The sequence below is a fragment of the Streptomyces sp. PL-29 genome, from assembly GCF_058344425.1.
Genome location: NZ_CP136996.1, coordinates 912876 through 925050, shown reverse-complemented (window position 1 = coordinate 925050; position 12175 = coordinate 912876). Strand labels below are relative to the sequence as shown.

General features: G+C 72.1%; 11 protein-coding genes. 4 read left to right on the top strand and 7 right to left on the bottom strand.

Annotated elements, in window-relative coordinates:
- Positions 1 to 37: 37 nt before the first annotated feature.
- The 3 genes from R4Z63_RS04130 to R4Z63_RS04120 all read right to left on the bottom strand — a co-directional run bounded on the left by R4Z63_RS04130 (position 38) and on the right by R4Z63_RS04120 (position 3274).
- Positions 38 to 1063, bottom strand: a complete 1026-nt coding sequence (locus R4Z63_RS04130) for a 6-phosphofructokinase (RefSeq protein WP_384449555.1) — start codon at positions 1061 to 1063, stop codon at positions 38 to 40.
- Positions 1064 to 1278: 215 nt separating this feature from the next.
- Positions 1279 to 2007 carry a type 1 glutamine amidotransferase gene (locus R4Z63_RS04125; RefSeq protein WP_037929037.1) on the bottom strand — a complete coding sequence of 243 codons (729 nt, stop codon included), beginning with the start codon at positions 2005 to 2007 and terminating at the stop codon, positions 1279 to 1281.
- A gap of 28 nt (positions 2008 to 2035) precedes the next feature.
- Positions 2036 to 3274, bottom strand: coding sequence for a MurT ligase domain-containing protein (locus tag R4Z63_RS04120; RefSeq protein WP_037929035.1), 1239 nt, complete (start codon positions 3272 to 3274; stop codon positions 2036 to 2038).
- Between the two features lie 123 nt (positions 3275 to 3397).
- Between R4Z63_RS04120 and def the strand changes: the two genes are divergently transcribed.
- Positions 3398 to 3952 carry a peptide deformylase gene (gene def / locus R4Z63_RS04115; RefSeq protein ID WP_384449560.1) on the top strand — a complete coding sequence of 185 codons (555 nt, stop codon included), beginning with the start codon at positions 3398 to 3400 and terminating at the stop codon, positions 3950 to 3952.
- An 86-nt stretch (positions 3953 to 4038) separates the two neighbouring features.
- Here the strand turns inward: def and R4Z63_RS04110 are convergent, their stop codons facing one another.
- Positions 4039 to 4683: a TetR/AcrR family transcriptional regulator gene (locus tag R4Z63_RS04110; RefSeq protein WP_037929031.1), complete on the bottom strand. Its 645-nt coding sequence runs from the start codon at positions 4681 to 4683 to the stop codon at positions 4039 to 4041.
- Between the two features lie 214 nt (positions 4684 to 4897).
- Here R4Z63_RS04110 and R4Z63_RS04105 point away from each other — a divergent pair, with 214 nt between their 5' ends.
- Positions 4898 to 6127: an acyl-CoA dehydrogenase family protein gene (locus R4Z63_RS04105; RefSeq protein WP_384449563.1), complete on the top strand. Its 1230-nt coding sequence runs from the start codon at positions 4898 to 4900 to the stop codon at positions 6125 to 6127.
- Positions 6128 to 6319: 192 nt separating this feature from the next.
- Here the strand turns inward: R4Z63_RS04105 and R4Z63_RS04100 are convergent, their stop codons facing one another.
- Entirely contained in the window at positions 6320 to 6757 is a 438-nt protein-coding gene (locus R4Z63_RS04100; protein ID WP_384449566.1) for an SRPBCC family protein, read from the bottom strand.
- A 154-nt stretch (positions 6758 to 6911) separates the two neighbouring features.
- On the opposite strand from R4Z63_RS04100, the gene R4Z63_RS04095 reads away from it, so the two are divergent.
- Positions 6912 to 7097: a DUF5999 family protein gene (locus R4Z63_RS04095; RefSeq protein WP_037929027.1), complete on the top strand. Its 186-nt coding sequence runs from the start codon at positions 6912 to 6914 to the stop codon at positions 7095 to 7097.
- Positions 7098 to 7249: 152 nt separating this feature from the next.
- Here the strand turns inward: R4Z63_RS04095 and R4Z63_RS04090 are convergent, their stop codons facing one another.
- A complete protein-coding gene (locus tag R4Z63_RS04090) occupies positions 7250 to 9346 on the bottom strand; it encodes an ATP-binding protein (RefSeq protein ID WP_078557069.1) in 2097 nt (698 codons plus the stop codon).
- A 64-nt stretch (positions 9347 to 9410) separates the two neighbouring features.
- Positions 9411 to 10367 carry a fibronectin type III domain-containing protein gene (locus R4Z63_RS04085; RefSeq protein WP_236647845.1) on the bottom strand — a complete coding sequence of 319 codons (957 nt, stop codon included), beginning with the start codon at positions 10365 to 10367 and terminating at the stop codon, positions 9411 to 9413.
- A 180-nt stretch (positions 10368 to 10547) separates the two neighbouring features.
- On the opposite strand from R4Z63_RS04085, the gene R4Z63_RS04080 reads away from it, so the two are divergent.
- Positions 10548 to 12146 (top strand): ABC transporter substrate-binding protein, encoded by a 1599-nt coding sequence (locus tag R4Z63_RS04080; protein ID WP_384449571.1) that lies wholly within the window; start codon positions 10548 to 10550, stop codon positions 12144 to 12146.
- Positions 12147 to 12175: the final 29 nt, after the last annotated feature.

Sequence of the window (12175 nt, the reverse complement as noted above, 5' to 3'; positions counted from 1 at the left end):
GTCACAAAAGGGACGTCGGGCAGGGGCGGGAGAGCCGTCAGAGAACTGTCTGGGCCTCGGCGTAGCGCTCGGCCGGGACGGTCTTGAGGGTGGAGGTCGCCTCGGCGAGCGGCACCATCTCGATGTCGGTCCCGCGCAGCGCGGTGAGCATGCCGAACTCGCCCCGGTGCGCCGCCTCCACCGCGTGCCACCCGAACCGGGTGGCGAGGACCCGGTCGTACGCGGTGGGCGTGCCGCCGCGCTGGACATGGCCCAGGATCACCGGCCGGGCCTCCTTGCCCAGGCGGTTCTCCAACTCGACGGCGAGCAGGTTGCCGATGCCTGCGAACCGCTCGTGGCCGTAGATGTCCTTGCCCCGCTCCTCGAAGGCCATCGAGCCCGGCCGGGGCTTGGCGCCCTCGGCGACGACGACGATCGCGAACCGCTTGCCTGCGGAGAAGCGCTCGCCGACGATCGCCGTCAGCTCGTCGATGTCGAAGGGGCGCTCCGGCACGACGATGGCGTGCGCGCCGGCCGCCATGCCCGAGTGCAGGGCGATCCACCCCGTGTGGCGCCCCATGACCTCGACGACCATCACGCGCTGGTGCGACTCGGCGGTGGTCTTCAGCCGGTCCAGCGCCTCCGTGGCGACCCCGACGGCGGTGTCGAAGCCGAAGGTGACGTCGGTGGAGGCGATGTCGTTGTCGATCGTCTTCGGGACGCCGACGATGGGCAGGCCGGCCTGGGAGAGCAGGTTCGCGGCCTTCAGGGTGCCCTCACCGCCGATCGGGATGATCGCGTCGAGCCCGAGGTCGGCGACGTGCCCGCGGGCACGCTCGACGCCGTCGCGCAGGTGCGCGGGCTGGACCCGGGAGGATCCGAGGATGGTGCCGCCGCGGGCCAGGATGCCGGCGACGGCATCGAGGTCGAGCTTGCGGTAGTCCGCCTCCAGCAGGCCCTTCCAGCCGTCGTGGAAGCCGATCACCTCGTCGCCGTGATCGACGACGGCACGGTGCACGACGGAGCGGATGACGGCGTTGAGGCCGGGGCAGTCGCCACCGGAAGTGAGCACACCTATGCGCATGGCAGAAGAGACCTTTGCAACGTGGGCCGGCGACCGGACCACGTCGTCCGGTTGGAACTACGGCCACCCTACAAGCGGTTTAGCAGTGCGCTGAACCATCCTCCACATGCTGGTCGCACTCCTCGTACAAAACGACGTCGGCCCGGTCCCCCCAAGGGAAAACCGGGCCGAACACATGATGCGGGGGTCGCCCTGATGAGCGGTTCGCCCGGCTGCTACGCGGGCTGCGTGGCAGCCGCGATGCGCTCCGCGCGCAGCGCCTCGTACCACCGGTCGTCCATGGCCGGGAGCGCGTTCACGTCCAGGGCCAGCTTCAGCAGCAGGTCCGCGATCTGCGGGTTGCGGGCCATCACCGGACCGTGCATGTACGTCCCGAACACCGTGTCGTTGTAGGCGCCTTCGGTACCGTCGCCGGTGCCGTTGCCGCGGCCCATCGTCACCCGGGCGAACGGCTTCGCCGTCGGGCCGAGGTGGGTGACGCCCTGGTGGTTCTCGAAGCCGGTCAGCTGCGGCAGGCCCAGGCGCGGGTCGATGTCCGCGAGGACGTCGCCGACGCACCGCTCGCCCTCACCGCGCACGGTGACGACGTCGAGCAGGCCGAGGCCCTCCTGACGGTGGCCCTGGTCGTTGACGAACTCCTGGCCCAGGATCTGGTACCCGGCGCAGACGGAGAAGACGATCGCGCCGTTGGAGACGGCGCGCTCCAGGCCGCCGTCGCGCAGCAGCCGCTCCGCCGCCAGGCGCTGAGGCCGGTCCTCGCCGCCGCCGATCAGGTAGATGTCGCCCGAGGTGGGGATGGGCTGGTCGCTGCGCACGTCCACGCGCTGCACGTCCAGGCCGCGCTGGCGGGCCCGGCGCTCCACCACGAGGGCGTTGCCCTGGTCTCCGTACGTGCTGAGCAGGTCGGGGTAGACCCACACCAGACGCAGGCTGTTGTCGCTCATGCTCGTGTGTCCTCTGGGGGTATGAGTACTAGTTGCCGACGCGGCGGCGCACGTCCTGGAAGGCGGTGTAGTTGGCGATCAGCTCGATCTGCCCGGGCGGTGCGAGCTGCACGGCCTCGTCGATGGTCTCGCACACCCGGAAGTCCAGGCCGGCGACCTCCAGGCGGACGGCGAGGTCCAGCTTGCGGTCGCCGATCACGAAGATCGGGTGACCGGCCAGGCGCGGGTAGTCGACGTCCCACAACCAGGAGGTGTCGGTACCGTCGGCGCCGCGCGCGTTCACGGAGAGGATCACCGGGGCGGGCGGCGGGTCGATCAGCGAAAACGTTTCGAGCCAGCCCGCGGGGTTCTTCGCGAGCAGGAGGCGCAGCTCGCGGCCCTGGAAGTGGACCACGTCGTAGCGGCCGGCGACCGCCTGCACCTGGTACATCCGCTCCAGCGCGACCTGCGGCGGGACGCCGAAGACGGCGGCCACGGCGGCCGAGGTGGCGGCGTTGGCCTTGTTGGCGCGGCCGGGCAGCTGGAGGTGGATCGGCCAGGCCGAGCCGTGCGGGTCCAGCACGTGGTCGCCGGAGAGCACCCACGTCGGGGTCGGGCGGCGGAAGCCGCACTCGCCGCAGAACCAGTCGTCGCCGGGGCGCTGCATGACACCGCCGCAGGAGGGACACGACCAGGCGTCGTCCTTCCACTCCTGACCAGCCGCGACCCACACCACGTTCTGCGAGGAGGAGGCGGCCCAGACGATCAGCGGGTCGTCGCAGTTGGCGACGATGGCCGCCTTGGAGCCCTGGAGGCCCTCCCGCCACTTCTCCGCCAGCATGCGGGTCTCGGCGGCGCGGTCGAGCTGGTCGCGGGAGAGGTTGAGCAGGGCGATCACCTTGGGGGTGACGTCCCGGGCCACTCCGGCCAGGTACTTCTCGTCGACCTCGATGACGCCGTACTTGGCATCCGAGCCGCCGGCGAGTGCCGAGGTGATGCCCGCGGGCATATTGGCGCCCAGGGCGTTGGAGACGACCGGACCGCTGGCCCGCAGGGCCTCGGCGATCAGTCGGGTCGTCGTGGTCTTGCCGTTCGTCGCGGAGACGAGGACGACGTCGAGGTGTTGCGCCAGCGCGCCGAGAAGATCGGGGTCGAGCCTGAGAGCGACCTTGCCTCCGATCACCGATCCGCTTCCGCGTCCCGCGGCCCGCGACACCGCCGCCGCGGCCTTGCCCGCCGTCACGGCCAGCTTGGCCCGCGGCGAAAGCGGCTCCGTGTTGCCTGCCATCGTCCCTTGTCCTCCTAGCGTCGGTCGGCCCCAGCCTATCCAGTACCTGTCCCAGCCTTGACCGCGGCGCCCCCGCCCCGCCGTCGATCTCCTCCCGCGACCGCCCGTCGTACGCTTACGGCCATGCGACAGCGCCTGATCCCCGGTACCACCGGCCTCGTCCGCACCATGAGCCTGCTGGGTGATCCGGTGCTCCACTCACCCTGCCCGGAGGTCACCGAGTTCGGCCCCTCCCTCGACCGGCTCGTCGAGGACATGTTCGCGACGATGTACGCCGCCGAGGGGGTCGGCCTCGCCGCGAACCAGATCGGAGTCGCCCAGCGGGTGTTCGTCTACGACTGTCCCGATGATGAAGACGTACGGCACGTTGGGCACGTCGTCAACCCGCGTCTGGTGGCGGCCGACGGGGACGAGTTCGTCGGGCCCGAGGGCTGCCTGTCCCTGCCGGGCCTGGAGGCGGGCACGGCCCGCTTCGACCACGCGGTGGTGGAGGGGGTCACCTCGGACGGCGCGCCCGTGCGGGTCTCCGGTACCGGGTTCTTCGCGCGCTGCCTCCAACACGAGTGCGACCACCTCGACGGGACGGTGTACGCGGACCGTGTGACCGGCTTGCGGGCCCGCCGCCTGCGCCGGGCGATCGCGAAGGCCCCCTGGGGGGCCCATGCACAGCGCGGCTGACGGATCTTCCCCGAGGGCGGCCTGCCCCGCCACGCCCTCGGCCCCGCCAACCGGCCACCCCGTCGGCCTCGGCGGGCCCGGACGGGTCAGAAGCCGGGGCCGTCCTCGCGGTTGCCGGCGGTGGCGAGGCGGCCCCAGAGCAGGTCGGTGAGGCCCGCGACCAGGTCCGCGCGGCCGCAGGGGCGTTCACCCAGCCACCAGTCGCCGGCCGCGTGCATCATGCCGACGATGCCGTGGCCCCAGACCCGGGCCAGCTGCTCCCCGCCGGGACCGAGGTCCACCCGTTCGCTGATCACCTGGGCCAGCTCCTCCCCGAGCCTGCGCAGCAGGGGCGCCGAGTGCAGGCCGACGTCGAAGCCCCGTTCGGTGGTGTGCGAGTCCTCCGCGGGGTGCATCAGGAAGCGGTACACCTGCGGGCGGGCCTCGATGGCGGCCAGGTAGGTGTCGAGGGTCGATTCCACCCGCCGGCGCCGCTCGGCCGGGGCGTCCAGCGCCGCCCGGAGCGAGCCGAGCAGGGCGTCGGTGTGCCGGACGGCGAGTGCCTGGTAGAGGCCCGCCTTGTCCCCGAAGTGCCGGTACAGGATGGGCTTGGTGATGCCCGCCTCGGCCGCGATGGCGTTCATGGAGGCCTTGGGGCCGTCCCTGAGCACGACCCGGTCGGCGGCTTCGAGCAGCTCCCGCCGGCGGCGCTCGGCCGCTCCGGGTTCGCCGGTCTGCTGCGTGGTCTCCATGACGTGTTCTCTCCCCGCCCTTGCGATGTGCCTGACGCCCACGCAACGTAACACCCGGGGCGCCCCGGCGATCGAATCGGCGGACACGACCGGGCAGCCGTCGACCGAATCGCTCGCGCTTGACAGTGCTTACTCGCCGGTAACAGACTGTGCCCCCCGGATGGGTTACCGCTAGTAACCCCTGGAGTGACGAGTACGGACAGGTGGAGGGGACATGGCGGAGTTCACCATGGAGCTGAACGACGACCAGAAGCAGGTGCGGGACTGGATCCACGGCTTCGCGGCCGATGTGATGCGACCCGCCGCCGCCGAATGGGACGAGCGCGAAGAGACTCCGTGGCCCGTCATCCAGGAGGCCGCCAAGCTCGGCATCTACTCGCTGGACTTCTACGCCCAGCAGTACTTCGACCCGACCGGGCTCGGCATCCCGATGGCCATGGAGGAGCTCTTCTGGGGCGACGCCGGCATCGCGCTCTCCATCGTCGGCACCGGGCTCGCGGCCATCGGCGTCGTGGCCAACGGCACCGAGGAGCAGATCGGCACCTGGATCCCCCAGATGTACGGCACCCCCGACGACGTGAAGGTCGCCGCCTTCTGCTCCTCCGAGCCGGACGCAGGCTCGGACGTCGGCTCGATGCGCACCCGCGCGGTCTACGACCAGGCGAAGGACGAGTGGGTGCTCAACGGCACCAAGACCTGGGCCACCAACGGCGGGATCGCCAACGTCCACATCGTCGTGGCCGTCGTCGACCCGGAGCTGGGGACCAAGGGGCACGCGTCCTTCATCGTGCCGCCGGGCACCCCCGGGCTGTCCCAGGGGCAGAAGTTCAAGAAGCACGGCATCCGCGCCTCCCACACCGCCGAGGTGGTCCTGGAGGACGTGCGGATCCCCGGAAACTGCCTGCTCGGCGGCAAGGAGAAGCTGGACGAGCGCCTCGCCCGGGCCCGTGAGCGGGCCCGCAGCGGCGGGGGCGAGCGCGTCAAGAACGCGGCCATGGCCACCTTCGAGGCCTCCCGGCCGGCCGTCGGCGCGATGGCCGTGGGCACCGCGCGCGCCGCGTACGAGGTCGCTCTCGACTACGCGAAGACCCGTACGCAGTTCGGCCGCCCGATCATCGACAACCAGGGGGTGGCCTTCCAGCTCGCCGACATGCGCACCCAGATCGACGCCGCCCGGTTGCTGGTGTGGCGGGCGTCCTGGATGGCGGTCGCGGGCCGGCCGTTCGAATCGGCCGAGGGTTCGATGTCCAAGCTGTTCGCGAGCGAGGTCTCCAAGAAGGTCACCGCCCAGGCCGTGCAGATCCTCGGTGGCAACGGCTTCACCCGCGAGTACCCGGTCGAGCGGATGCACCGGGACAGCGCGATCTACACGATCTTCGAGGGCACCAGTGAGATCCAGCGGCTGGTGATCGCGCGCACGATCTCCGGCATGCCGATCCGCTGACGCGGGACGGGACCGGACGAAGCGGGCCGGGATACGAGGCGGGCTGGGATGAGGCGGTGCGGGTGCGGGCGGGCCCGCACCGCTGCGTCCCGGCCGCCCGGCTGCGGGCTCGGGGCCGTTGCGTTCCGGCCGCCGCGCGTCCGCCGTCGGGTGCGTGGCGGTGCGATGATCACGCAGGCCCCGGCCGGCTCCTCAGGCGGCCAGCAGCCGGGTGATGGCGCGGCCGAAGACGCGACGGCCGACGGCCGCCACCAGGGGGTCCAGGGCGCGGGGGAGGCCGCGCAGGTGCAGTTCCTCGCGCCAGTGGACCTCCGAACCCCCCGCCGGTAGGGAGTGAATCTCGATCTCCGCCCAGCCCGTCACCGCCCGGCCGCGCTTCTCCAGCCGGACGAGGCCCGCCGTTTCGGACACCGGCGGCCGCCAGACCACGACCTCCATCCGGTCGTCGAACGTGATCCTTCCCACACCCGTGCGGGCCGTGAAGATCGTTCCCGCGTGCGTCGGCGGCGGACTCTCGATGATCGTCCGCGTGAGGGGGACCTGCGCCCCGTGGCGCTCCCAGTCCGTGAGCCTCGACCACGCCTCGGCGACGGGCGCGGACGTACGGTGAACGATCCGGATAACGGGCATGAGCGCATCGTAATCGGGCATACACACCGTGAACTGGACGGCGAATACGGGTTCCGTCCAGGGGTGGCGATCGGTAATACTCGCCGCCACCGTGGATCGCGGTACGACCGGGTGACCACCGGCCCTCCCGCCCCACATCGCGAGGAGGTGCGCCATGTGCTCCCACCAGCCCCCCTGCCCAGCCGCCGACAGCGCCGACCACGACGCCGCCCGCACCGTGGCCTCCCACCCCGAACAGGGATGGAGTCTGCTCTGCAACGGAGTCGTGATCTTCGACGACACCGGTGAACTGCTCCCCGACAGCCGTGCGGTGGACCCCCGCCGCCCGGCCCTGGTCTGAGCGAGGAGGCAGCATGCGCCAGCAGCTGATCCGAAAGCCCGTCCCCAAGCCCGCTCCCCGAGACCTGGACCTGCGCACACCGTCGGGCAGACCCCTCCCGTACTGACGGGAGCCCCGACGCGGTTACACAGCGCGCCGTCCACGGGCCGGGTTCAGCCCGTGGGCGCCGCCGCCCCGCCCCGGAACGCCGCCTCGAAGGCGGCGTCTCCGATCGCCGCCCGCGCCTGCCGTTCGCTCCGGTCCCGTACGGCCGTCAGCGAGGGCGAACCCATCTGCGGTCGGCCCACCGTGCGCCACCAGGCGTGCCCGGTGCCCAGCAGGCGCGCCGCCAGCTCGCCGTCGCCCAGTCCGGCCACCGCCGCGGCCAGCAGGTCCAGGCCGAGCGCGATGCCCAGCCGGTCGCCGAGGAGCCGCTTCCCGGAAAGCATGGCCCGTACGTGGCGTGCGGCCTCCCCGTGGTCGCCCAGGCCCAGCGCGGCCACCGCCAGGACGTAGTCCGCGTACGCCCGCATCCAGCGCTCGCCCAGCTCCGCGCAGGCCTCCCGCAGCGAGTGCGCCTCCTCGGCCGCCTCCTCGAAGCGTCCCAGCGCGCACAGGGAGTATCCGGTGGCCAGCTTGCACAGGAGCCAGCCCGGTCCGGTGGTGCGCCCGCCATGGGCGGCACGGGCCTGCGGGCCGGCCAGCCGCAGGGCCCGTACCGGGTCGCCCGGCATCAGGACCGACGCCGCGTGCAGGTAGGCGGCGCGCAACTCCCGCTCGGGGTCGGCCAGGTGGGCCGCGTCCCGGGCGCACTCCTCGCCGAGGCGCCGCGCCTCGTCCATGTCGCCTTGGAGGACCATGGTGAGCCCGAGGGCCCACCGGGCCTGGTTGTGGGCGAGCCCGGTGCGAGGGGCGAGCCGCAGGGCCCGTTCCAGGAAGGCGCGGCCCTCGTGCACGTGCCCGCACGCGAACCAGTAGAACCACAGCGCCCCGGCCATCTCCAGCGCTGCCGACGGGTCGGCGCCGAGCAGGTGTTCCAGGGCCGTACGCAACTGCGCGTGCTCGGCGGTGATCCTCCGGTACCAGTCCACCTGCCCCGGGCCCATCCAGCCCCGGTCGGCGGCGTGCGAGAGCGCCGCGTACCAGTGGGCGTGCCGGTCGGCGACCAGCTGCGTCTCGCCGAGCTCGCCCAGCCAGTCGTGCCCGTACTCGCGGATCGTGTCCAGCAGCCGGTAGCGGGCGCCGGCGCCGCGTTCCTCGGTGCGCAGGACCACGGACTTGGCGGCGAGACCGGCGAGCGTGCGTTCGACCCGGGCGGCCGGCAGTGGTCCGCCCGCGCATACGGCGCGCGCCGCAGCGATGTCGAAGTCGCCGGTGAACACCGAGAGTCGGGCCCACAGGAGCCGTTCCAGCGGCTCGCACAGCTCGTGGCTCCAGCCGATCGTGGTCCGCATCGTCCGGTGCCGGGGCGGCCGGGAGACGCGGACGTCCGACAGCATTTCGAAGCGCTCGCCGATCCGCTCGGCCATCTGCTCGACCGTCCACAACCGCATCCGGGCACCGGCGAGTTCCAGGGCGAGGGGGATGCCGTCGAGGCGTCGGCAGACCTCGGCGGCGACGGCGGTCCGCTCCGGGTCGGCGAAGACGGCCGCGGCGCGCGGGGTCGCGGCGAGCGCGCGGGTGCGGAAGAGGGCCAAGGCGTCGCTGTCGGGTCCTTCGCAGGGCAGCGGGCGGACCTCGACGACCTCCTCGATCGCGCTGCGCAGGGGCTCCCTGGAGGTGATCAGGATGGTCAACCCGGGTGCCGACTGCAGGAGTTCGCCCGCCAGGTGGCGGCACTCGGGAACCAGGTGCTCGCAGGTGTCCAGGACCAGCAGGAGCTCCCTGTCGGCCATCCACGCGCAAAGTTCCTCGTCGAGGGGGCGGGGGGAGTGGTCGGCGAGGCCGACGGCGTGCGCGACGGTGGCGGTCAGCAGGGCGGGATCGCGCAGTGGTGACAGCTCGACCCACCAGGCGCCGTCGGGCCGGGCCCGGTCGGCGCCGGCGACCGCGCGCAGGGCGAGCCGGGACTTGCCGACGCCTCCCACCCCGGTCAGGGTGATCAGTCTGCGCTCGCGCAACAGCTTCCCGAGCAGCTGGAGTTCGGGCTGTCTGCCGATGAAGCCGGCGGGCTCCGCGGGCAGGTTGCCCGGCGGTCTGCCGGCTCCCGGCCCGGGGGCATCTTCCGTGGAATCTGGCTGATTGTCATTGACCGAGTACTCACCGAACACGGGAGTATTCTGCGTGATCTTCTTATCCCACCGTGCCGTTAAGGCCGGATCGGGTCCCCCGGGTTCATGCGACGAGCGTGATCCGGCGTTCGGCGGAGAACGCCCCCCAGTTGCCGTCGGGGAGCCTTGCGCGCAGCTTCACGGCCCACTCGGTGCCGGTGGGCTCGGCCACCGTGAGGCGGTGTTCCGCCCGGCCGGCCGGTACCGCTCCCGCGCCGAACTGGATGACGGTCGTGGGCCGTCCGTTGACGTACAGCTCGTACTCGGTGGTGGGCCGGCCGGTCTCGGGGGCGGTCCAGGTGAGCGTGACCGTGCCCGGCGAGGCGGTGGCGGTGAGGTCGGCGGGGGCGGTGCCCGGACCGTCGCCGGAGGCGGGCGGGGTGCTCACGTCCACGGCCGGGCCGTCGGGGGAGGAGTTGTCGGCGCCGTCCCGGGCCCGGACCGTGAAGGTGTAGACGGTGTCGGGCCGCAGGCCGGTCAGGGTGGTGTCGGTGTCGCCGGGGCCGGCCGTGTGGATGCGGGCGCCGCCCTGGTAGACGTCATACGCCGTGACGCCCGTGTCGTCCGTCGACGGGGTCCACGACAGCCGGGCCGACCGGGGTCCGGTCGCGCTGCCGGTGGTGGCGCCGGGTGCGGTGGGTGGCGTCCGGTCCTCGGGCTTCGCCGCCGGGGTGGTGGCGAGCGCGGCCGGAGCGGCTTCGGAGAGGTTCCCGGCGGCGTCCCGGGCCCGCACCGTGAAGGAGTAGCCGGTCCCCGGGACGAGGCCGGTGACGTCCATCATGGTCCTCTCGGCCGGGAGTTCCCGTACCAGCCGTCCGCCCTCGAAGACCTGGTAGCGGGTCACGCCGTCGCGATCCGCGGCCGCGTCCCACATGACGTGCACGGTGGTGGCGCTGCCGGCCTGGGCGGTGAGTCCGCTGGGGGCGGACGGCGGCTCGGTGTCGGGCGCGCTGCACGCGGTGAGGCCCATGAGGCCGGTGGGGATCAGGAAGAGGGCGAGCGTGGGGGCGCTGCGTCGCACGGGGTGCCTTCCTCGGCTCCAGTAAAGGTCTAGACATATATGGCACGGCAGGTGCGAGGACGACAAGACCCGCGCGGCGTCGGTCGGTGATGTGTCCCGATTCGTCGACTTCTGATCAGGTCTGGCATTATTGCCAGCTCTTTGCAATAACGGAAGAACGCGAACAGGGATGTGCAGAGCATGACGGCCCGGACGGTACGGGGAGCGGCCAGGGCGACACTGGCCGCCGCACTCATCACGGGCGCGGCGGCCTGCTCCACGCCCGGCGCCGGGGCCGGCGGCGCGGCCGGTACGGACTCGGTCGTGGTCGGCATCGCCACCGAGCCGGAGACCCTCAGCCCGCTGCTGGGCTACGGCAAGGACGGCAACTCCAAGATCTTCGACGGTCTGCTCACGCACGACGGCGACATGAAGCTCCAGCCCGCCCTGGCCGCGTCCCTCCCGGAGGTCTCCGAGGACGGGCGCACCTACTCCTTCACGCTGCGCAGGGGTGTCACGTTCAGCGATGGAGCGCCCTTCTCCGCCAAGGACGTCGTCTTCACCTACCGGACCATCCTCGCCCTGGGGACGAACAACGCCTCCAAGACCGAACTGGATGCCATCGAGAGCGTCGAGGCGAAGGGTGAGGACACCGTCGTCTTCACCCTGAAGTACCCCTACGCGCCCTTCGCCGAGCGGACCGTGCTGCCCATCGCCCCGGAGCACATCGCGGGCAGACAGGACGTCAACAGCGGCGACTTCACCACGCGGCCGGTCGGCACCGGCCCCTACGTGCTCACCGCCTGGTCCAAGGGCGAGAAGCTCAGCTTCAGGGCCAACCCCGGCCACTGGGGCGGTGAGCCCGCCGTCAAGAAGTTCACCATGGCCGTGATCAAGGACGACGACGTACGCGCCACAAGGCTGCGCTCCGGTGAGCTGGACGGCGCCATCCTGCCCCCCGGCCTGGCCAAGGGCTTCGCCAAGGACAGCACGCGCCGCACCTACGCCGCCAGGACCTTCGACTACCGCAACGTGACCCTTCCGACGCACCATGAGGTCACCGGCGACCTCGCCGTCCGCCGGGCACTGGACATCGCCGTCGACCGCACGGCCATGGTCGACAGGCTGCTCGACGGCGCGGGCAAGCCCGCCTTCGGGCCGGTGCCCACCGACAGCCCGTGGTTCACGGCCGGCACCGAGCGCCGCCACGACCTCGACCGGGCCCGCGAGATCCTCGACGACGCCGGCTGGAAGGAGGGGCACGACGGGATCCGCACCAAGGACGGGATCCGCGCGTCCTTCCCGCTCTGGTACACCGCCGGAGACAAGATCCGCCAGGACCACGCCCTCGCCTTCGCCTCCGACGCGAAGAAGGCCGGCATCGAGGTCAAGACCGAGGCCGGGACCTGGGAGGTCATCGAACCCCGGATGAAGACCGAGGCCGTCCTCGCGGGCGGCGGCTCACCGGCCGACCCGGACTTCGACCAGTACCTCCTGCTGACCTCCTCGCTCGGCGGCGACGGCTTCAACAACATGGCCCGGTACGACGACCCGGCCGTGGACGCCGCCCTCGCCGAAGGGCGCCGCAGTGCCGACCCGGCCATGCGCAAGGCCGCGTACGACACCGTGCAGCGCCGCCTCGCCGAGAACCCGGGCTATGTCTTCCTCACCCACATCGACCACCTCTACGTCGTCAACGACGCGTGGGACGGCCCCGGCACGCAGGTGGAGCCGCACGACCACGGTCTCGGCACCGGCCCCTGGTGGAACGTCGAGGACTGGAAGCCCCAGCAGAAGTGAGCCACGCGCAGTGACCCCCCGCTCCGTCC

Excerpts from the sequence above, each read along its gene's own strand:
- R4Z63_RS04130 (WP_384449555.1), bottom strand. The coding sequence starts at position 1,063 with ATGCGCATAGGTGTGCTCACTTCCGGTGGCGACTGCCCCGGCCTCAAC.
- def (WP_384449560.1), top strand. The coding sequence starts at position 3,398 with ATGCGACAGCGCCTGATCCCCGGTACCACCGGCCTCGTCCGCACCATG.
- R4Z63_RS04095 (WP_037929027.1), top strand. The coding sequence starts at position 6,912 with ATGTGCTCCCACCAGCCCCCCTGCCCAGCCGCCGACAGCGCCGACCAC.
- R4Z63_RS04080 (WP_384449571.1), top strand. The coding sequence starts at position 10,548 with ATGACGGCCCGGACGGTACGGGGAGCGGCCAGGGCGACACTGGCCGCC.
- R4Z63_RS04125 (WP_037929037.1), bottom strand. The coding sequence starts at position 2,007 with ATGAGCGACAACAGCCTGCGTCTGGTGTGGGTCTACCCCGACCTGCTC.
- R4Z63_RS04110 (WP_037929031.1), bottom strand. The coding sequence starts at position 4,683 with ATGGAGACCACGCAGCAGACCGGCGAACCCGGAGCGGCCGAGCGCCGC.
- R4Z63_RS04105 (WP_384449563.1), top strand. The coding sequence starts at position 4,898 with ATGGCGGAGTTCACCATGGAGCTGAACGACGACCAGAAGCAGGTGCGG.
- R4Z63_RS04100 (WP_384449566.1), bottom strand. The coding sequence starts at position 6,757 with ATGCCCGTTATCCGGATCGTTCACCGTACGTCCGCGCCCGTCGCCGAG.
- R4Z63_RS04120 (WP_037929035.1), bottom strand. The coding sequence starts at position 3,274 with ATGGCAGGCAACACGGAGCCGCTTTCGCCGCGGGCCAAGCTGGCCGTG.